Genomic DNA, 20,098 nt, shown 5'->3' on the forward strand with positions numbered 1-20,098 from the left:
CGAAAAGATCGACGGCTTCATTTCGATCGAGCGTTTCGAGAGCCTGACGAACCGCGGCAAGCTGCTGTCGCTCTCCTTCTTCCGCGATGAGGAAGCCGTCAAGCAGTGGCGCAAYCTCGAGGCGCACCGGGCAGCCCAGCAGGCCGGGCGCGGCGGCATCTTCGCCGATTATCGCCTGCGGATTGCCAGTGTCATTCGCGATTACGGCATGTTCGAACGCGACGAAGCGCCTGATGACAGCCGCAGGGTTCACGACGCCGCCTGATCGCTGGCGGCGGCATTCTTGCCGCCGCTCGGCAGCCGGCCGGCGTCGGCAAAGTCTGCCGCTCACTCATCGGCCGCCCGAATAAATTCCCGAAATCGGCCACCGCTTCAGGCTTTGGTAACTAAGTTGCGTAACCATAACGGACAGTTAAGCGTAGAGCGTATGAGTGAGTATCAGAATGGCATCAGTTTTTCCGCTTGCCGACCTCAAGGCTTCCGTCAAGTCGGATTCCCGGCCGGATTCTTGGGTCGACACGATCATCAAGGGCGATTGCGTCAGCGCCCTTGAAGCTTTGCCCAGCCACTCCGTCGATATCATCTTTGCCGACCCGCCGTATAATCTCCAGCTCGGCGGAACGCTGCATCGTCCCGACCAGTCGCTGGTCGATGCGGTCGACGACGAATGGGATCAGTTCGCCTCCTTCGAGGCCTATGACGCCTTTACCCGCGCCTGGCTGCTGGCCTGCCGGCGTGTGCTGAAGCCGACCGGCTCGATCTGGGTGATCGGCTCCTATCACAATATCTTCCGTGTCGGCGCCACGCTGCAGGATCTGAATTTCTGGATCCTCAACGACATCATCTGGCGCAAGACCAACCCGATGCCGAATTTCAAGGGCCGCCGTTTCCAGAACGCCCATGAGACGATGATCTGGGCAAGCCCCAGCGCCAAGGCCAAGGGCTATACCTTCAACTACGATGCGCTGAAGGCCGCCAATGACGACGTGCAGATGCGCTCCGACTGGCTCTTCCCGATTTGCAACGGCAGTGAGCGGCTGAAGGGCGAGGACGGCAAGAAGGCGCATCCGACACAAAAGCCCGAGGCGCTGCTTGCCCGCGTCATCATGGCCTCGACCAAGCCCGGCGATATCGTGCTCGATCCCTTCTTCGGCTCGGGAACGACGGGTGCAGTCGCCAAGCGTCTCGGCCGTCACTTCGTCGGCATCGAGCGCGAGCAGGATTATATCGATGCGGCCTCGGCCCGCATCGCCGCCGTCGAGCCGCTCGGCAAGGCGGAACTGACCGTCATGACCGGCAAGAAGGCCGAAGTCCGCGTCGCCTTCAACGTGCTGGTTGAAAGCGGCCTGATCAAACCCGGCCAGGTGCTGACCGACGCCAGGCGCCGCTATAGCGCCATCGTCCGCGCCGACGGCACAGTAGCTTCCGGCGGCGAGGCCGGCTCCATTCATCGTCTCGGCGCCAAGGTGCAGGGTCTCGATGCATGCAACGGATGGACCTTCTGGCATTTCGAAGACGGGCAGTCCCTGCGCCCGATCGACGATCTCAGGTCCGTCATCCGCAGTGATCTGGCAAAGGCGGAGTGAGCAGCGCCTCTACGGATCGAAACCACCTTCTTCCGATTTCCCTCCAGTTGCGGAAGAAGACCAAGGCGCCCGGGGTTCGAACTCCGGGCGTCTTCTATTGAAGTCCTGATCAGAACTCCTGGTAATCGGTGACGTCCACCCGCGTGACGCGCCCTTCCGCATTGAAGGTGATCGTCTCCTCACCCTCGCGGATCAGCGGCTTGCCTGATTTGCTGTGGGTGGCGCGCACCGACCAGACCGATCGGCCGGAGAGCGGCGTCAACGTTTCCACCAGCGAATTTTCCGCCGTCTGATCGGGATAGTCGTCGAAATAACGCCGGAAGGCAGCCATGATCTCGGCGCGGCCGGCAAGGCTGCCGACGCCGTTCGAGACATAGGTGGCATCCTCGGCGAAATAGGCCTCGATGGCGGGAAAATCGAGGGCGTTGATGGCGGCGTGAAAACGTTCGATCTCTTCTGCTGGGTCGAATGCCATGGGTCTCAGACCTTCAATCCGTAAGCCGTGAGATCGCTGCGCAGCTTCTCGGGCCCCGAAAACAGCACCGCATTCCAGCCATAGGCCTTGGCACCTTCGACATTGACCGGTGCGTCGTCGATGAAGATCGTCGCAGCGGGATCGAGGCCGAAACTTTTCGTATGTGTCTCGTAGATGGCGATATCGGGCTTGATCAGGCCGACATCGCCGGAAACCGTGACGCCGCGCGGTAGGTTGAGGAAGGGGAAGCGCGCCTGCGCCTCGCGGAAGGTGTCGGAGGCGAAGTTGGTGAGCATCGTTACATCACGCCCTTCGGCGATCAGCCCTTCCATGATCGCGACGCTGTCGTCATAGGCGTGCGGCACCATCTCGTGCCAATATTTGCGGAAGGCGCGGATATGCTCCTCACGCGCCGGGTGCTGTTCGATCAGCAGCGCTTCGGCCTCCGCCCATGTGCGGCCGCGGTCCTGCTCGATGTTCCAGTCATGGGTGCAGACATTGGCGAAGAACCAGTTGCGCTCCGTTTCATCGGGGATGAGGCGGCTGAAGGGAAGATGCGGATCGTAGTGAATAAGGACTTTGCCGATATCGAAAACGATATGTCTTATGTCGGTGGTCATGGTCATCCCTTGGATGTTTTAAACGCGAGAGGAATAGCCGCTGCGATCGCTTTTTTCATGATGGTCGGCAAGGCCTGGGCTTCAAGATTTGTAACCGGCTCCCACCATCCGTCATTCGTGCTGACCTTGGCAGCGATTGCCGCACGCCAGATCGAAAGCCTGAGCTCGAAATGGGTGAAGACATGGATGACGGTGCCAGAGGCCTGCCATGCCGCTTCGAAGGGAGCGGCGCTCGCCGAGGTCTCGCCGTCGATGCGCGCTGTCCATGCCGTCGTCGGCACCTCGGTCATGCCGCCGAGCAGGCCGCTGTCGATGCGCCGCCGCAACAGGATCTCGCCATCACCTGTTACCGCGATGAAGGCCGCGCCATATCTGACGGGCTTCTCCTTCTTCGCCGCCTTGACCGGAAAGAGCTCGGGATCGGAAAGTTTGAACGCCTCGCACGCCCCCCGGAACGGACAGAGCGAACAGGCCGGCCGCTTCGGCGTGCAGATCGTCGCACCCAGATCCATCATCGCCTGGGCGAAATCGCCGGGCCGATCGGCGGGCGTCAACAGCGCCACCTTCTCTCTCATCGCGGGCTTTGCCGCCGGAAGCGGTGTGGCGATCGCATAGAGCCTGGAGATCACCCGCTCGACATTGCCGTCCATGACAGCCGCCTGCCGGTTGAAGGCGATGGCCGCGACGGCGGCCGCCGTATAGTCGCCGATCCCCGGCAGGGATTTGAGGCCTTCTTCGGTATCGGGAAAGATGCCGCCATGCTCGTTCGCCACCGCTTCGGCGCATTTCTTCAGGTTGCGAGCCCGCGCATAATAGCCAAGCCCTGCCCAGGCGGCCATCACCGCGTCGTTTTCAGCTGCGGCAAGATCGGTCACCTCGGGCCAGCGCTGCAGAAACCGCTCGAAATAGGGTTTGACCGCCTGCACCGTCGTCTGCTGCAGCATCACCTCGGACAGCCAGACGCGATAGGGATCGGCCTTGACGCCGCGGGCCGCCATGCCGGGCGAAACGCGCCAGGGCAGGTCGCGGTGGTGGCGATCGTACCAGTCGAGCAGGGGCTTTGCTGAGGGCGTGTCGAGTGTGGTGATCGTCATGATTTGCCGCGATGGGGGGAAGTGCCTATACTTGGCGAAGCAATGCCGCGCGATCAAGTCGCCTATGCGAATTGAAGCGCGAATTGGCGGCGGCGCCGAAGGGTTTCGATGAGTTATCCACGCAAAGATGTGAAGCAGATCTCCGAGCTGGCGAACGGGCTGATCGATCCCGTTCTTGCCCGGCGCGCCGGCATCAGCACGGCTCTGCTCGGCTCGTGGAGCGAAATCGCCGGCGAGGATTTCGCCGATTGCACCCGGCCGGAAAAGATCGCCTGGGCCCGCGGCGGCAATGAGGTCGGCGGCTTCCGCCCCGGCGTGCTGACCATTGCCTGCGAAGGCGCGCGTGCGCTCTTCCTCACCCATGCGCAGGGCGAACTCATCCAGCGTATCAACAGCTTCTTCGGCTTTGCCGCCGTCCACCAGATCCGCATCGTCCAGAAGCCGGTCTCACAACCCATCCGCCGCTCCCGCACCCCGGCGCCGCTGAAAGGCGAAGCAGCCCGCAAGCTCGAAGGCATGATGGAGGGCATCGAGAACGACAAGCTGCGCCAGGCAATCCAGCGATTGGGGACCGCAGTGATGGGGAAGCAGGGGAATCAACGCTGATGAGCAAAACGCCCTATCGCCGCATCCTTAGTTTTTTGATCCTGCTTCGACAAGCTCGCGGGTAACAGCAAATTCCATCCTGCCCGAGATCGAGCTATAAGGCTCGCACTCTGTGATCGCATCGGCGATCAACGGGGCTGCCGTTTTTTCCCATTCGGATGGTGGTGTGCGGAAGTTGACGGATAAAAAGTCGGCAGATCCATCCTTGATTACCGCCACAATCAGGAAGTTATAAGCACTCGGCGCGTCCGCAGGCAGCTTTAGACATTTAAGCATCTGATTGAAAACAATATTACCGCCGTCTTCAGAGGCGCGCGCGCTCGTCACGTTCATGGCCAATGCGACCGAGGCAATAAGCACGTGATAGAGAAAAGTCTTCGTCAAAGAGTGCATTCAAAATATCCCTCTGAATAGTCGTCTGCTATACTTGTATCGCAGACGGGAGAAAAATCATGCTGGTCTTGCAGTTGCCCCCTGATATCGAAGCGCGGCTGAATGAGCTTTCCAGGCGTACCGGCCGCAGCAAGAGCTTCTATGTGCGGCAAGCCATCCTCGCGCATCTCGACGATCTGGAGGATGTCTATCTTGCCAAAAGGCGCCTCGAAGAACTTCGCCGCGACGAGGGCGATAGCGTGCCGTTGGCCGAGCTGACGGCGCGTTACGGGGTGGACAACTGAGTTTCATCCGACCAGCCGATACCGGCTGGCAGCCGCAGCGATATCCATCGGCAAAATTCGCAGACGGACCAATCTTGCAATTTTTGGTCTAGTCGTCTTCCCGCGGTCACAATTCTTTGAAGGAAGTTGGTGAAGCGTGGCTTGTGAGCGGCCGTCAGCCGTTATATCGCACAGTCACGCCGTCAATCTCATTAGTTATGGGGAATCCATGCAGATGTCCGAAATGCAACTGACGAAACGCCGCCTGCTCAGCGGTATCGCCATCGCCGCAGCTGCCGTTGCGCTTGTCGCCTGCAACGACAGCAAGGACGCTGCCGATGCTTCGTCCTCCGGCAAGACCATGGCTGATGGCACCAATGTCGACACCATGCAGACGGCGGCCACGGCGGCGACCGAAATGCCGCAGTCCGACGGCGATGTCGACATGGCCGCAGTGCTGAAGCCCGGCGCGCTGCCGGAAATGGCGCTTGGGAAGGCCGACGCCCCGGTCAAGATCGTCGAATATATGTCGATGACCTGCCCGCATTGCGCTCATTTCCACAACACCACCTTCGACACGATCAAGCAGAAATATGTCGACAGCGGCAAGGTGCAGTTCATCATCCGCGAATTCCCGTTCGACCCGCGCGCTGCCGCCGCCTTCATGCTCGCCCGCTGCAGCGCCTCCAATCCGGAACAGTTGAGCACGCCGGAACAGTATTTCCCGATGGTTTCGATGCTGTTCAAGCAGCAGCAGATCTGGGCCGCCGCCGATGATGGCCGCGCCGCACTGCTGCAGATGTCGAAGCTTGCCGGATTTACTGAGGATAGCTTCACGAAATGCTTGACGAACCAGAAGCTTCTGGATGAAGTGAACGCCACGCGGGAAAGAGGTTCCAAGGATTTTGGCGTCAATGCCACCCCGACTTTCCTGATCAATGGCAAGCGCTACTCTGGAGACATGCCGGTTGACACCATGTCGAAGCTTATCGACAGCCTGCTCTGAACCGGATCGTTTCGATAGAACGGGCGACGGCGAAAGCCGTGCGCCCGTTTTTTTGTGGCTGCATGACAAGCCCGTCCCGCGCTGCGGAGCTTCTGCATGAAGTTCAACAAGCTGCGCCTGGTCGGCTTCAAATCCTTCGTCGAGCCGACGGAATTCATCATCGAGCGGGGACTGACCGGCGTTGTCGGCCCGAACGGCTGCGGCAAGTCTAATCTCGTCGAGGCGCTGCGCTGGGTGATGGGCGAGAATTCCTACAAGAACATGCGCGCCTCCGGCATGGACGACGTGATCTTTTCGGGTTCCGGCAACCGCCCGGCGCGCAACACCGCCGAAGTGGCGCTCTATCTCGACAATGGCGAGCGCACCGCGCCTGCCGCCTTCAACGACAGCGACGAGATCCAGGTCACCCGCCGCATCGAGCGTGAACAGGGTTCGCTCTATCGCATCAACGGCAAGGAAAGCCGCGCCAAAGACGTGCAGCTGCTGTTTGCCGACGCCTCTACCGGCGCCCGGTCGCCGTCGATGGTCGGGCAGGGGCGTATCGGCGAGCTGATCCAGGCCAAGCCGCAGGCCCGCCGCCAGCTGCTCGAAGAGGCGGCCGGCATCTCAGGCCTGCATTCCCGCCGCCACGAGGCCGAACTGCGGCTGCGCGCCGCCGAAGGCAATCTCGAGCGTCTCGACGACGTCACCTCGCAGCTCGAAAGCCAGATCGAGAGCCTGAAGCGCCAGGCCCGCCAGGCAAACCGCTTCAAGACGCTGTCTGCCGATATCCGCGCCCGCGAGGCAATGCTGCTGCATATCCGCTGGGTGCAGGCCAAGGAAGCCGAGGCCGAGGCCGACAGCGCGCTGAACCAGGCGACCTCAGTCGTCGCCGAAAAGGCGCAGATGCAGATGGAGGCGGCGAAGAACCAGGGCATCGCCAGCCTGAAGCTGCCGGAACTGCGCGAGGGCGAGGCGCGTGCGGCCGCCGCCCTGCAGCGCCTGCAGATCGCCAGAAGCCAGCTGGAGGAGGATGCCGGCCGCATTCTGCGCCGCCGCGACGAGCTGACCCGCCGTCTTGCCCAGCTTGCCGAGGATATAAGCCGCGAGGAGCGGCTGGTGGCCGACAATGCCGTCATCCTGGCGAGGCTCGACGCCGAAGAGGTGGAGATTTCAGAAATCCTCGCCGATTCCGGCCGTTATGCCGAGGAAACCCGCGAGGCCTTCGAGGAGGCGGCGGCAAAGCTTGCCGATAGCGAGCGCATCTTTACGGCGCTGACGGCCGAGCGCGCCGAGGCGGCTGCCGGCCGCAACCAGCTGGAACGCGCCATCCGCGATCTCACCGACCGGCGGATGCGCCTCGAACGCCAGATGGATGAGGCAAACCAGGAACTGTCAGCCGTCGGCGAGAAGATCGCCGGCCTGCCCGATCCCGACGAAAAACGCGCCATCGTCGAGGCCGGCGAGATCGCCGTCGCCGACGCCGAAGCCGCCGTTCAGCTGGTCGACCAGGCGCTGGCCGTTGCCCGCCAGACCGAGGCGCTGTCGCGCGCGCCGGTCGATCAGGCCCGTTCGAGCCTGAATGCGCTGGAAACCGAGGCCCGCACCATCTCCCGCATGCTCGCCGCCGGTGCGGCCGCCGGCAAATTTCCGCCGGTTGCCGACGAACTGAAGGTCGACCGCGGCTTCGAGACCGCACTCGGTGCTGCCCTCGGCGACGATCTGGAATCGCCGCTCGATGCCGAGGCGCCGGCCCATTGGTCGGACAATGGCGATGGTGCCAGCGATCCCGCCCTTCCATCCGGTGTTGCGCCGCTGCTTGCTCATGTCCGCGCCCCGGCGGCACTCACCCGCCGCCTGCGCCAGATCGGCCTGGTCGCGGAAGCGGAGGCGCAGTCGTTGATGGCGGCGCTGAAGCCCGGCCAGCGGCTGGTGACGAAAGAGGGTGCGGTCTATCGCTGGGACGGCCATGTCACCGGTGCCGACGCCCCGAGTGCGGCGGCGCTGCGCCTTGCCCAGAAGAACCGTCTGGCCGAACTCGAAAGCGAAGCAGCCCTTGCCCGCGACGTGCTTGCCGAAGCCGAAGAGCGGCAGGCCGCCGCCGCCGAAGCGATCCGCGCCGAGGAGCGCCGGCTTGCCGAGGCGCGCGACATGAGCCGCCTGTCGGCGCGTCATCTCGCCGAAGCGCGTGATGCGCTTGTTGCCGCCGAGCGTGCTTCCGGCGATCTCATTCGCCGCCGCGATGTCGTCAGCGAGGCCGCCAGCCAGCTGCGCGCGCAGCTGGAGGAGATCGCCATCCAGGAAGAGAATGCCCGCATCGAGCTGGAGGACGCGCCCGATCTGACTGCGATCGACGAGCGGCTGCGGTTCCAGCAGGCGGAAGTCGCGACCGATCGCGGCGCGCTGGCCGAAAGCCGCGCCCGCCATGAAAGCCTGGCGAGGGAAAACGAGGCCCGCCAGCGCCGCATCATGGCGATCGGGCAGGAGCGCGACACCTGGCGCCAGCGGGCTGCAAGCGCCGAAGACCATGTCGCGACGCTGCGTGAACGCGAGGAAGAGGCGCGCGAAGAGGCAGCCGAGCTCGAACTGGCGCCGGATGAATTCGACGACAAGCGCCGCGCCCTGCTCAGCGAATTGCAAAAGGCCGAGGAGGCGCGCCGCCAGGCCAGCGATCTCCTGGCCGAGGCCGAACGCATCCAGCGCGAGGCCGACCAAAAGGCGACGACGGCCCTGTCGGAACTTGCCGAATGCCGTGAACGCCGCGGCCGCGCCGAGGAGCGCCTGGTCTCCGCCCGCGAGAAGCGGCAGGAAAGCGAAGGCCGCATCCGCGAGGTCCTGAACGTCGCGCCGCACGAGGCGCTGCAGCTGACCGGGCGCCCGACCATGCAGGCGCTTCCTGATCCGCGCGAAGTCGAGCGCGAGCTCGAACGCCTGCGGATCGAGCGCGAGCGGCTGGGTGCTGTCAACCTGCGCGCCGACGAGGAACAGAAGGAGCTGAGCGAGAAGCTCGAAGCCTTGATCAAGGAACGCGACGACGTCATCGATGCGATCCGCAAGCTGCGCGGCGCCATCCAGAGCCTCAACCGCGAGGGCCGCGAACGGCTGATCGCCGCCTTCGACATCGTCAACGCCCAGTTCCAGCGGCTGTTCACCCATCTTTTCGGCGGCGGCACCGCCGAGCTGCAGCTGATCGAATCCGACGATCCGCTCGAAGCCGGCCTGGAAATCCTCGCCCGTCCGCCCGGCAAGAAGCCGCAGACCATGACGCTGCTATCGGGCGGCGAGCAGGCGCTGACGGCAATGGCGCTGATCTTCGCCGTCTTCCTCACCAATCCGGCGCCGATCTGCGTGCTCGACGAAGTGGACGCGCCGCTCGACGACCACAATGTCGAGCGCTACTGCAACCTGATGGACGAAATGGCGGCCTCCACCGAAACCCGCTTCGTCATCATCACCCACAACCCGATCACCATGGCCCGCATGAACCGCCTCTTCGGCGTCACCATGGCCGAACAGGGCGTCTCCCAGCTCGTCTCCGTCGACCTGCAAATGGCCGAGCGCCTGCGCGAGATTGCCTGAGGTTTTGTGAGCCGCCTGTGGAACCATGAGGCGTTCTTCGATCTACAGCTGGTATCGGCTGCGCTCTTCAACGAGTGCTTCGATACGATTACGCCGTGCAACGGCAACTGCGATCAAAGGCGTGACTAGAACCGCTAGCGCCAAGCTCGCAACCGAAAGCGTGAGCAGCCACCGTCCCAACTGCCTTACCAGTGATGGAAGATCGGTAGAGAACCATTGCATCTCGGGGGGAGTATGACCATTGGCGGAGACCCAATCCCGGATGATCGCCATACGCTCGCGGTGAACATCAGGATGCAGATCTCTCACATCCTCGATCTGGCTCAAGAAATGCGAGGCGTCGGCAGCATCACCCTCGAGATAGGCAATCTGCGCAAGGGTATAGGCCGCGAGCGAAGGATCGACGTCCGCTTCCTGAGAAGACGAAGCAGTATTCTTTTCCGCAGCGATCGAACCACGGAGATTGAGAGCCAAGCCATGAAATCCCGCAGTGGTGGACTGCGGAGGACTTCCAGGCGCGACGTTTGGTCTGTCGGCGGCCRGTTTCAACTTAGAACGGAGAAGCTGCCAGAATTGCCCGGGTAGCGCTTCACGGCGCGAGTGCTGTGCAAGCTGAACATTTTGCAGAGCGAAGCATGCCAAGAAAACAATCGCGGTAAAAGCGCCCAGATATCTTGATCGGCGTGTCGCAAGAACAATCGCGATAATGCATATCGGATATTTGAGCCAATTGAGTGTGATGGACCAGCCGGCCCAGTCCCGCACACCGACGATGACGGCAACTCCATCCTGCTGTGCATAATCGGCCGTATTTCCCGCAAGCGCCACAAAACGGAAAGCCGTATTTTTTTCTGCATCGGGCAGCCACACCCAATAGGCGGCCAGAGCTGAAAGTGCCGCGAATGCGAGGAGACCCAAGGATAGTAAAAGGTAAGTGCGTGCACGAGAGGCGATTGCTTCAATGGCACGCTCGCCACTGGCAACGGAAGGCGATTGAACCGGCTTTTTGGCGATGTGGGTGCCAAACAATCTACCCGCACTCTTCAATGCATCCGGCAGGTTGGCTCGGCGATGTGCCAGCTCGTGCTCAATCGAGAAGACCCTTCGGCTCCGACGGGCTACCAACCAGCTGAACCCGTTCGTCAGAGGTGCTGCGATTCCAAACAGCAGTCCTGCCAAAAACAATAGAAATGCCTTTTGCGATTGAGCGGCATTGTCGACTATGAGCTTTTCGCGCGCGTCCGGACCAAAGCCGCCGGATGCGAGCGTAAAGTTCCGTATCGCCTGAAAGCGGGCGCGGTCGAAGCTATTCTGAGGGACGCCGCTTGCCTCCAACTCATCAAGCGCCGCCGCAGCCGCAGCGGTATCGCCGCGAAGGGCGTGCACTTGCGCCAGGAAGAAAGGTGCGATTTTTGCATTGTCGTCCGATCGCGAACTGGTCTGCTGATCTTCATCCGCATCGGCGCTTGCCTGGTAGGCGCTGGAAGGAAGTTCAGAGACGCGGATCACACGATACCTGGCATAGGTCTCCCGGACGCCGACATGCCTGGAGAGGTCGGAAATCAGTCCGATGATAAGAGGGCTGGCCAATAGGCTCACGGCAACAAAGGCGATGAGCGCGCGGCGAGAAAGTGGGGCGTGGAAAGCCACGGCAATGAATACGAACAGTCCAAGCGCATAAGGCGCGAAGTACAGTGACTGGCCGAACAATCCCCATGGTATCAGAAAAAATGCAGCAGCCAGCCCAGCGAAAAACCAACGCCCTTTGATGATGGTGAAAACGGTCGAAAGCGCCAGGATGCAAGCTACCATTTGCGCCAGACGGGTAAACGGCATCAATCCCGTGCCAACTGAAACGACGCCTGATTTGACGTCGGTCAGCGCCAGTGCCTTGGTGAAGGCATCGAGCACGTAGATCGAGCCATCCAACATCCTCAGATCAGCCGGATCAGATGGTTGGATGCATGCTGCTGCAAAGAGCAGCATGAACGCGACGAAAGCGAATCCCTGGGCCATGAACGACAGCAGAGCGGATCGACGATCCAATCCGGCATGCTGTTCATCAATAGGTTGGTCGGTGGGCTGTCCTTTTGCGGCGCCGGAGGCAAGCGGAGACGACGTTGCGCCCCGCAACCGGTTCCCAAAAGCCGAAGCGTCAGCCACGGGTGAGCCCAGCCGCTTTCACGCTGGATAGCATCTCGCTGCGAAGTCGTTCCAGTTCGCCAATCGCCTGGCGACGATCCGTCGAACCCTTCTCATGGGCATCGCGAACGTCGGTCAGCGTGAGCAGGATTTTATCATGGACGTGCTGAAGCGTTTCGACATCTACGACAAGACGCTGGTTGGATTTCGCCGTCGCCACCGAATTCTGGTGCAGCAGTTCGGCGTTCCTGCGCATGATTGCGTTCGTCGCGTTGTCTATGGTGTCAGCCAAAGCGACGGCGCTTTTCTGTTCGTCCAGGGTCAGGGCCAGCATGAATGCGCGTTTCCATGCGGGCAACGTTAACTGGCGGATCGTCTGGAACTTGTCGACGAGCGCGAGATTGTTTGCCTGGATGATGCGAACCATCGGAAGGGTCTGCATAGCCGCGTGCTGAAGGACGCGCATATCGTCCGCCCGCTTCGAAAGCTGTTGACGGTTTGCTTCGAGGACAGCGAGATACTCGGTCGAGGCAAGGTCACCGGATGAGTTATTCTGGCGACCAATCTCGTCCTCCATGTCATGAAGCCGCATCTCGATGGCCTCGACATGCTTGCCGAGTGCGGAGTATTCCGTGCGAACGCCCTCGTACATGAGTTGATAGTCATGGTTTCGCCGCGACAGCGTCTGGGCCGTTGTCTCRATTTGCGCGACAAGCTTGTCGACCTGACCTTTGACGGTGTCGAACCGAGCGATGGCACGTTCCTTTGAGCGCGCGATTCGCTTCAAGAGGCCGCCGATGACGGGAATTCGTCCAGTCGAGTTATCGAGTGACGACAGATTGAACTGTTGCGCCGCGAGCACGATCTCGTTCAACTGAGCCCCGGTGTTGTCGAGGTCAGTTGCTCGTGCCGTTCGAAGAATCTCATCAGCATACTGGGATGACCGCTCGGCGACTTCCTGGCCAAACAACTGGATGGAGAGGGCCGACGACAAGTCAATGGTGGCTGCCAGACGCGCGACTTCCGGATCAATTTGGTGTTCGCTGGCGGCCGTACTCGGCGTGTCGTGCAATGGCACTGCTGCTTTGGTCATTCTTGTCCAGCCTTCTTCAGGAAGCCGATGAGTTTGCTGTGAGCATCAAGAAACGCGGTCACGACGGAACTGCGAGCTGTTATTGCTTCGCCATGAATGATCGCGAGCGCGTTCCGCTGCCAAAGAGGCAACAACAATGTTTCAATGTCGGTAAATCGGTCGAGCAATGAGGCAAGCACACTTGCAGACAGCTCGATCTGCTGAATCGTCAGCGTGTTGGCTGCCTCTACCGCCATAATGTTTGAAAGACGTCGCTCGAACCGGGCGACCAGGGCCAGGTCTGAGCCGTTCGACTGCGAAACAAGCAGCTTGGCATCCGCTATCACGCGGGCAAGACGCGTCTGTTCATCGATGAGCTCTAATCGCGTCCTGTCAAGGATTGTCCGTATGCGCCCGCCGGCCTGCGCAGCCCGGCTCAACTGCCGGAACAAGTCGGCGACCCTGTGGCTTGCAAGTTCGAATTCCAGGCGGGCCTCGACGTCTGAGCCAGTGAACCGGCCAATCAGGCCCTGCTTCCGCAACATCTTCTGGAGGTCGACCTCCTCCAGCATGCCGATCAGCTCATTCGCGGAACTGCGGATATCGCGCGCCGGGGCCGAACTGAGGATGTTATTGTCCGTCCTCGGCGAACGAGCTGCCATGTCCAGGGCTGCCACCGCGTCGTCATCGATCACCGCGGGCGGAGCAGGTTGCTCTTCCGCGTTGTCCGGATTCGGATAAGAATGATTGGTGCCGAGGGCCATCGCAATATTGGGCTCAAAAGAATGCAACTCTTCGAAAGACAATTTCGGCGGGAATCTTGAAAATAGAATGAATCTGGTCATGCGCCTTTTACGGGCACTGAAATTGTCAGCACTCCGCCGCCGGAAACCCAGCAAAGCGGTCTCTCACCGCCAGGAATACGGCCCAGCTGCTTGCCACTTGGCAACATCATCGTCAGACGTCGGTGTTCCCTCACTGTGGCGAGCGCCTGCGCGAGATTGCCTAAAGTAATTCCAGGAAAAGTGCGCAGCGGTTTTCCGTCCGGAATTGCGTGAAACCAAAGACAATAATTCCAGGAAAATTGCGCAGCGGTTTTCCGTCCGGGATTGCGTGAAACCAGGCAGGCGCAATTTCAGCAAAGGTACGGCGCGGTTTTGCGCCCGGAAATTGCGTAAAATCAAGGGCCGAGCAATAAACACCAAAAAAGGTCGGCTCTCTTGTCGTTTGTACCCCATTTGGGTGATGCTCTTTTCGCTGACTTGCATTAGAAGTTGTTTCAACGCAACCTAATTACTCTGCTGCAAAGCGGGCGACCAAAGGTTGCGCATTGTCGAATTTGCGTGCGGTTTTCCGGGCGAGGGCAAGAACCGGAAACCGAGAGCAAATCTTGGGAAGTAGCGATCTATTTTCGCAGGAATTGCGTATGACAAGGTCAGAGCGGTTCTCTTTACAAAAAGCTGAGCCGTTCCTGGGTTGAGGGACCCCCCGTCCGGTTTTCCTGGCCGGACGGAAACAAGGCTTTGCGGGACATTGTTGCAGTCCCGCAAAGCTTTTTTTGTGCCTTGTTTGCTGTTTGGGCGCCTTTCAACCGTTTCGATGCCGGCCGCGGCCAAGATTTATTGTGCAGCGCAACATTCTGCCGCATTTGTCGATTTTCATTTCAACACCAACGGATTAAGCTAATCCCGATTTGGTGTTGGGGGGAAGATGACCAAGTGGGTCTATAGGTTCGGCGACGGGCAGGCTGAGGGCCGGGCGCGCGATCACGAGATTCTGGGCGGCAAGGGCGCCAATCTGGCGGAAATGTGCGCGCTCGGATTGCCGGTGCCGCCGGGGCTGACGATCGTCAGCGATGCCTGCAACACCTATTACAAGAATGGCCGCCATATCGAGGATGCGGTGAAGGCTGAAGTGCGCGCCGGCATATCGGCGATCGAAGCGGTCACAGGCCGCCACTTCGGCTCCGTCAGCCAGCCGCTGCTGCTGTCGGTGCGCTCCGGCGCCCGCGTCTCGATGCCGGGGATGATGGACACGGTGCTCAATCTCGGCCTCAACGACGAGACCGTGCAGGCGCTGGGTCATGATGCCGGCGACGCGCGTTTTGCCTGGGACAGCTACCGCCGCTTCATCCAGATGTATGCCGATGTCGTCATGGGCCTCGGCAACGACGCCTTCGAGGAGATCCTGGAAGACGAGAAGGCCAAGCTCGGCCATGAATTCGATACCGAACTCAGCGCCTCGGAATGGCAGCATATCGTCTCGCTCTACAAGAAGCTGATCGAGGAGGAGCTGGAGCGGGAATTCCCGCAGGATCCCGAAGTCCAGCTCTGGGGCGCGGTCGGCGCCGTCTTTTCCAGCTGGATGAGCGCGCGCGCCGTCACCTACCGCCAGCTCCACAATATTCCGGAAGGCTGGGGCACGGCGATCAACATCCAGGCGATGGTCTTCGGCAATCTCGGCAATTCGTCCGCCACCGGCGTTGCCTTCACCCGCAACCCCTCGACCGGCGAGAGGGCGCTTTACGGCGAATTCCTGGTCAATGCCCAGGGCGAGGATGTCGTGGCCGGCATCCGCACGCCGCAAAGCATCACCGAGGAGGGGCGGATTTCCTCCGGCTCCGAAAAGCCCTCGATGGAAAAGCTGATGCCCGAGGCATTTCGCGAGCTCTGCCGCATCTGCACCGAGCTCGAGATCCATTACCGCGACATGCAGGATATCGAATTCACCATCGAGCGCGGCAGGCTGTGGATGCTGCAGACCCGTTCGGGCAAGCGCTCGACGCGGGCGGCAATGAAGATCGCCGTCGACATGGTCGACGAGGGCGTGATTACCGAGGATGAGGCGGTGCTGCGCATCGAGCCCTCCAGCCTCGATCAACTGCTGCATCCCACCATCGATCCGCGCGTCACCCGCCAGGTGATCGGCACCGGGCTGCCGGCGTCGCCGGGCGCTGCCACCGGCGCCATCGTCTTCACAGCGGAAGAGGCGGTCGAGGCGGAATCCGAAGGCCGCAAGGTCATCCTGCTCAGGGTCGAGACCAGCCCTGAGGACATTCACGGCATGCATGCCGCCGAAGGCATTCTCACCACCCGCGGCGGCATGACCAGCCATGCGGCTGTCGTTGCCCGTGGCATGGGCATCCCCTGCGTCGTCGGCGCCGGCACCATGCGCATCGATCAACGCAACGAGCGGCTGCTCGGCATCGGCGTCACGCTCAAGAAGGGCGATATCATCACCATCGACGGCTCGGCCGGCCAGGTGCTGAAGGGCGAGGTGCCGATGATCCAGCCGGCGCTGTCGGGCGATTTCGGCCGCATCATGGGCTGGGCCGACCGCGCCCGGCGCATGACGGTGCGCACCAATGCCGATACGCCGGCCGATGCGCTCGCCGCCCGCTCCTTCGGCGCCGAAGGCATCGGCCTTTGCCGCACCGAGCACATGTTCTTCGAGGGCGAGCGCATCCATGTCATGCGCGAGATGATCCTTGCCGTCGATGAGACGGGCAGGCGGCTGGCGCTCGACAAGCTGCTGCCGATGCAGCGCCTCGATTTCACCGGCCTCTTCACCGTCATGCACGGCCTGCCGGTAACGATCCGCCTGCTCGATCCGCCGCTGCACGAATTCCTGCCGAAAACAGACGACGAGGTGGCCGAAGTCGCCTTCGCCATGGGCATGGAGCCCTCCGTGCTTCGCCAGCGCGTCGATGCGCTGCACGAGTTCAACCCGATGCTCGGCCATCGCGGCTGCCGGCTGGCGATCTCCTATCCTGAAATCGTCGAGATGCAGGCCCGCGCCATCTTCGAGGCAGCGATTGCCGCAGCCCAGGAGACCGGGGCTGCCGTCGTGCCGGAGATCATGGTGCCGCTCGTCGGTCTCCGCGCCGAGCTCGATTACGTCAAGGCGCGCATCGATGCCGTCGCCGGCGACGTGATGAGCGAGGCCGGCATGAAGATCGATTATCTCGTCGGCACGATGATCGAGCTGCCGCGTGCGGCCCTTCGCGCCCATGTGATTGCCGAAGCCGCCGAATTTTTCTCCTTCGGCACCAACGACCTGACGCAGACCACCTTCGGCATCTCGCGCGACGATGCCTCGGCCTTCATTCCCACCTATCAGCGCAAGGGCATCATCGAGCACGATCCCTTCATCTCGCTCGATTTCGACGGTGTCGGCGAATTGATCAGCATCGCCGCCGAACGCGGCAGGCGCACCCGCAACGACATGAAGCTCGGCATCTGCGGCGAACATGGCGGCGACCCGGCCTCGATCCGCTTCTGCGAGACGATCGGCCTCGATTATGTCTCCTGCTCGCCGTTCCGCGTGCCGATCGCCAGGCTGGCGGCGGCGCAGGCGGTGATTTCAAATGGTCTGGACGAGGTCCGGCGCGGTCCGAAAGAGCTGCGGGCAGGCTTGTAAGATATTCGGTGGAGTTGGGCAGGGCGCCCGTGGCGCTCAGTGATGATACCGCCAGCGATCGCGGTAGATATAAGGCCCGTTCAGATCCCAGGCCATGCTCTGCATCATCTCGGCACTCTGCGCCCGCGATTCGGCGCGCCGGTCGAGATCGATGCGCTGCAGGCAGGTGGCAAAACCATCCGTGCCGCGGCGGAAGCCATAGCTGAGGCAGCGCTGCTCATCCGCCGCCCGCCGCTCCTCCGGCGTCATCGTCTGGCAGGCCGAGAGCCCGGCGACGATGGTGGCCATGACGGTGATGAGAAGACGAAGGCGCATTGGTTTATTCCTTGGAATGCCTGCTCCGAGCAAAGGCCATTCGGGCGAGGGCGTCAAGCTGCTCTTCCCAGGAGATCGCTGAGACCAGCCCCTCATCCGGCTGCCGCCACCTTCTCCCCGCTCGCGGGGCGAAGGGGACATGCCGCGACCTCTCCGTTCCCCTTCTACCTCTCGCGTGGCACGTCCCCTCGCCCCGTTTTTACGGGGAGAGGGTTAGGGTGAGGGGCAGCCATACGGCACGACCAGCATCGTCACGCCGCCCCCGCCGGATCCCCAATCGGCAGCAGCGCCGGATTGAGCGGCGGATCCTGCGGATTCTTCGTATCGGCCGGATCCTGCGCCGGCGTCAGCGGCGGTTTTTGCTGGATGGGGTCGGGAATGCCGGGTGTCGGCGTCGGGCCGCGCGGCGTATCGGCATTGGGTGTCGGGATCGGATCTTTGTTGGGCATGAGTGCCTCCTTTTCGAAAAAGGAACGGCAGCCCTAGCACTTGGTTCCAATTTCGCCGGCCAAGCTTTCTATGCATGAGGGGCATTCCTCTGTATGAGGAAAGCATGGCCTCTCGAAAAGAGGCCGGAATCACTGGAACGAGCATGGCCCTTCGCGATCGATTTTCGAAAAAACTGAACTGTCCTCAATGCGGCAATGAGGGCTTTGCCGAAGCCTCTGAAGTCGACGATCCCAAGCGCAAGCACCCGGATTTCAAGGTCGATCAGCTGCCGCGCGGCTTTGGCGTGCAGCGGCCCTCGAACAACCAGGAAAATTTCATGATCAAATGCGAATGCGGGCGCAAGTTTCCCTTCCGCAGCGTCGCGGAAGCCGCGGCTGAGCGGCGGTAGAGCATGAAGTTATCCGAAAACCGACCATTCTTTCGGCATCATGCTCACGGCCAGGCGGCAGGGTTGGCGACGATGGGGGCGCCGTCAGTTGTCCGGGCGTTATGCGGCCAGCTCGGAAACCGGAGGCCAAATCGCATCTGAGGCGAGATTGAATCTCTCGACCAGTTCGTCCTTAAGACTATCGCGAATGCCAATTAGAAAAAGAGCAGATCCAATTTCGCTTCTTTTCAATCCTAAGGGTATCTCGTCCGCAGCTCCGCGCCCGAAATTGTATAGGGAGGCGGCGCGTGCGTAAATCTCTGCTTGACCAATTATGTAGGATTCCAAGTTAGTCGCTAGCGTTAGCTGCCCTCTACCGTGTTCTTCAGCAAGCGCGGCGAGCCGGGAGCTCTGAACTTGTATCGCGACGAGAAGATGAATGAACGCTTTCCTCTCCGTATCACCCAGATACTCGACCATTTCCTTGAGCGCAGCCACGACACCCGAGGGGATCTGTGCAAAATGTGGAATTCGAATCGTCTTAGGCAGAAGTTGTTCTACGCAGCTTTCGAGCAGTCCTTTCAAAAGGGATGTATTCGCCTCCGCGTATTGGCTCAAGGCCGCAAGTGATATCGGTAGGACAGCTCTGTTCGCTGCGCGTTTCGCAGCGTTTCGCTCAGTCTCTATTTGCTCAGCTTGTTTGATCTGAGCGTGTACGGCGCGGACGCTCAGATACGCAGCGCCGATGGCCGCAATGCCAGTTATCAGAGTAGTATCAATCCAGCCTAGCGACCCAACCGCCGCCAACGCCTTACTGACAACCTCGCCTACCGGCCGAGCAGCGAATGCCCACCAAATCTCCCGCCCGATGGCGAAGAGCAAAAGTCCAAGCAGAAAACCAACAAGAGCAGCTAGAGCAACCTTCATCCTGAGATTGAACTGGACTCCGTTGATTCAGTCTAGACCGACTGCTCACAACAAACAGAAAAATGCACGGCAGCATCGCCCGCAAGATAATGGCGGCCAGCCTCGTCTCCGCGGTTGCCCTTCTTGTCCACGTGTTCGCGGCAAAGCGCTTCGGCACATGTCCGAGACGCAAGCGAACACGTCGCGTTGATGTGATTTTCGCGGTCCCGTTAGGTCCACATCCTAGACCTAGATCCGCTCCAGCAGTTCGATGAAGGCATCGGCGAAACGCACCAGCGGCGCGGTCTCTTCATCCGGGGCCTGCATGCGGATCTCCGTGCCGTGATCGTCGAGCAGCGCCAGCACGACGCGCATCTCCTGGCCGTCATCCGGAATGCGCAGCACGGCGATGCGCCGGCAATTCTGGACGAGGCCGCCGGCCGGCAGGTCGAACAGCAGTTCGCCGCCGGAGCGTGCCGCCGCCTGGCGCACCGCCTCGCAGAAGCCGGCATCGCCGCCGGCATAACCTTCGAGCGAAAGTTCGAGCTCGAGCAGCTCCATCGGCAGCATCGGCTCGGACTGGTGGTCGATCCCGCCAAGCGCAGACGCCTGCGGCCTTGCTGCAATCTCGGGTGAAATCATCCCGTCTCTCCTCTACATCTGGAGATGAAACCGCGGCAGAATGGCTCTTTTTTGACATATCAGCAAGGGCTTATGAAGCAGCCCCCGTTTCACCATGGCCTTCCGCCGTGGATTCCAACGCAATGCCTCAGACAATAGTTTCAATTTAGCCGAATCTTGCCCCAGATCCGGATGATTTTAGGCC

General features: G+C 61.3%; 20 protein-coding genes. 8 read left to right on the forward strand and 12 right to left on the reverse strand.

Annotated features, from left to right (window positions below; all coding sequences use genetic code 11):
• Together AC1D1Z_RS25255 and AC1D1Z_RS25260 are read left to right on the forward strand one after the other, a co-directional pair.
• The coding region (locus tag AC1D1Z_RS25255; protein WP_477851883.1) for an antibiotic biosynthesis monooxygenase family protein at window positions 1-265 on the forward strand (265 nt) is incomplete at its 5' end.
• 178 nt (window positions 266-443) lie between these two features.
• Window positions 444-1,586, forward strand: a complete 1,143-nt coding sequence (locus AC1D1Z_RS25260; RefSeq protein WP_018449229.1) for a site-specific DNA-methyltransferase — start codon at window positions 444-446, stop codon at window positions 1,584-1,586.
• Window positions 1,587-1,695: 109 nt separating this feature from the next.
• Here the strand turns inward: AC1D1Z_RS25260 and AC1D1Z_RS25265 are convergent, their stop codons facing one another.
• The 3 genes from AC1D1Z_RS25265 to mutY are packed head-to-tail and all read right to left on the reverse strand — an operon-like array spanning window position 1,696 to window position 3,775.
• Complete coding sequence (locus AC1D1Z_RS25265) at window positions 1,696-2,061, reverse strand: nuclear transport factor 2 family protein (RefSeq protein WP_018245163.1); 366 nt, start codon at window positions 2,059-2,061, stop codon at window positions 1,696-1,698.
• Between the two features lie 5 nt (window positions 2,062-2,066).
• Window positions 2,067-2,681, reverse strand: coding sequence for an HAD family hydrolase (locus tag AC1D1Z_RS25270; RefSeq protein ID WP_026188650.1), 615 nt, complete (start codon window positions 2,679-2,681; stop codon window positions 2,067-2,069).
• Between the two features lie 2 nt (window positions 2,682-2,683).
• Window positions 2,684-3,775 (reverse strand): A/G-specific adenine glycosylase, encoded by a 1,092-nt coding sequence (mutY, locus tag AC1D1Z_RS25275; RefSeq protein WP_446951495.1) that lies wholly within the window; start codon window positions 3,773-3,775, stop codon window positions 2,684-2,686.
• 108 nt (window positions 3,776-3,883) lie between these two features.
• Here mutY and AC1D1Z_RS25280 point away from each other — a divergent pair, with 108 nt between their 5' ends.
• Window positions 3,884-4,381: a DUF721 domain-containing protein gene (locus AC1D1Z_RS25280; protein ID WP_028734815.1), complete on the forward strand. Its 498-nt coding sequence runs from the start codon at window positions 3,884-3,886 to the stop codon at window positions 4,379-4,381.
• Between the two features lie 27 nt (window positions 4,382-4,408).
• Here the strand turns inward: AC1D1Z_RS25280 and AC1D1Z_RS25285 are convergent, their stop codons facing one another.
• Entirely contained in the window at window positions 4,409-4,774 is a 366-nt protein-coding gene (locus AC1D1Z_RS25285; RefSeq protein WP_446951496.1) for a hypothetical protein, read from the reverse strand.
• 59 nt (window positions 4,775-4,833) lie between these two features.
• Between AC1D1Z_RS25285 and relB the strand changes: the two genes are divergently transcribed.
• The 3 genes from relB to AC1D1Z_RS25300 all read left to right on the forward strand — a co-directional run bounded on the left by relB (window position 4,834) and on the right by AC1D1Z_RS25300 (window position 9,601).
• Window positions 4,834-5,058, forward strand: a complete 225-nt coding sequence (relB, locus tag AC1D1Z_RS25290) for a type II toxin-antitoxin system RelB family antitoxin (RefSeq protein ID WP_018245169.1) — start codon at window positions 4,834-4,836, stop codon at window positions 5,056-5,058.
• Window positions 5,059-5,272: 214 nt separating this feature from the next.
• A complete protein-coding gene (locus AC1D1Z_RS25295) occupies window positions 5,273-6,043 on the forward strand; it encodes a DsbA family protein (RefSeq protein WP_018245170.1) in 771 nt (256 codons plus the stop codon).
• A 96-nt stretch (window positions 6,044-6,139) separates the two neighbouring features.
• Window positions 6,140-9,601, forward strand: coding sequence for a chromosome segregation SMC family protein (locus AC1D1Z_RS25300; protein ID WP_477851888.1), 3,462 nt, complete (start codon window positions 6,140-6,142; stop codon window positions 9,599-9,601).
• 42 nt (window positions 9,602-9,643) lie between these two features.
• Here AC1D1Z_RS25300 and AC1D1Z_RS25305 read toward each other — a convergent pair whose 3' ends face one another.
• The 4 genes from AC1D1Z_RS25305 to AC1D1Z_RS25320 form a co-directional block, all read right to left on the reverse strand.
• A complete protein-coding gene (locus AC1D1Z_RS25305; protein WP_477851890.1) occupies window positions 9,644-11,764 on the reverse strand; it encodes a hypothetical protein in 2,121 nt (706 codons plus the stop codon).
• Window positions 11,757-12,836, reverse strand: coding sequence for a toxic anion resistance protein (locus tag AC1D1Z_RS25310; RefSeq protein ID WP_047619185.1), 1,080 nt, complete (start codon window positions 12,834-12,836; stop codon window positions 11,757-11,759). The genes AC1D1Z_RS25305 and AC1D1Z_RS25310 overlap by 8 nt, the downstream gene beginning before the upstream one ends.
• A complete protein-coding gene (locus AC1D1Z_RS25315) occupies window positions 12,833-13,660 on the reverse strand; it encodes a hypothetical protein (protein ID WP_477851893.1) in 828 nt (275 codons plus the stop codon). The genes AC1D1Z_RS25310 and AC1D1Z_RS25315 overlap by 4 nt, the downstream gene beginning before the upstream one ends.
• A 63-nt stretch (window positions 13,661-13,723) precedes the next feature.
• Window positions 13,724-14,083 carry a hypothetical protein gene (locus tag AC1D1Z_RS25320; RefSeq protein ID WP_477851894.1) on the reverse strand — a complete coding sequence of 120 codons (360 nt, stop codon included), beginning with the start codon at window positions 14,081-14,083 and terminating at the stop codon, window positions 13,724-13,726.
• A 442-nt stretch (window positions 14,084-14,525) separates the two neighbouring features.
• Here AC1D1Z_RS25320 and ppdK point away from each other — a divergent pair, with 442 nt between their 5' ends.
• Window positions 14,526-17,234, forward strand: a complete 2,709-nt coding sequence (ppdK, locus tag AC1D1Z_RS25325) for a pyruvate, phosphate dikinase (RefSeq protein ID WP_166480465.1) — start codon at window positions 14,526-14,528, stop codon at window positions 17,232-17,234.
• A gap of 36 nt (window positions 17,235-17,270) precedes the next feature.
• On the opposite strand, the gene AC1D1Z_RS25330 is transcribed toward ppdK, so the two are convergent.
• Together AC1D1Z_RS25330 and AC1D1Z_RS25335 are read right to left on the reverse strand one after the other, a co-directional pair.
• A complete protein-coding gene (locus AC1D1Z_RS25330; protein WP_113541768.1) occupies window positions 17,271-17,549 on the reverse strand; it encodes a hypothetical protein in 279 nt (92 codons plus the stop codon).
• A gap of 251 nt (window positions 17,550-17,800) precedes the next feature.
• The gene (locus AC1D1Z_RS25335; RefSeq protein WP_012756389.1) at window positions 17,801-17,998 is read right to left on the reverse strand and encodes a hypothetical protein; all 198 of its coding nucleotides are present in this window, start codon (window positions 17,996-17,998) and stop codon (window positions 17,801-17,803) included.
• Window positions 17,999-18,141: 143 nt separating this feature from the next.
• On the opposite strand from AC1D1Z_RS25335, the gene AC1D1Z_RS25340 reads away from it, so the two are divergent.
• Window positions 18,142-18,387 carry a hypothetical protein gene (locus AC1D1Z_RS25340; protein WP_018449220.1) on the forward strand — a complete coding sequence of 82 codons (246 nt, stop codon included), beginning with the start codon at window positions 18,142-18,144 and terminating at the stop codon, window positions 18,385-18,387.
• A 99-nt stretch (window positions 18,388-18,486) separates the two neighbouring features.
• Here AC1D1Z_RS25340 and AC1D1Z_RS25345 read toward each other — a convergent pair whose 3' ends face one another.
• Both AC1D1Z_RS25345 and AC1D1Z_RS25350 read right to left on the reverse strand, forming a co-directional pair.
• Window positions 18,487-19,293 (reverse strand): hypothetical protein, encoded by an 807-nt coding sequence (locus AC1D1Z_RS25345; RefSeq protein ID WP_168320318.1) that lies wholly within the window; start codon window positions 19,291-19,293, stop codon window positions 18,487-18,489.
• 228 nt (window positions 19,294-19,521) lie between these two features.
• Window positions 19,522-19,914, reverse strand: a complete 393-nt coding sequence (locus tag AC1D1Z_RS25350) for a hypothetical protein (protein ID WP_018240964.1) — start codon at window positions 19,912-19,914, stop codon at window positions 19,522-19,524.
• Between the last annotated feature and the right edge of the window lie 184 nt (window positions 19,915-20,098).

The organism is Rhizobium sp. P1_E1 (assembly GCF_056406015.1).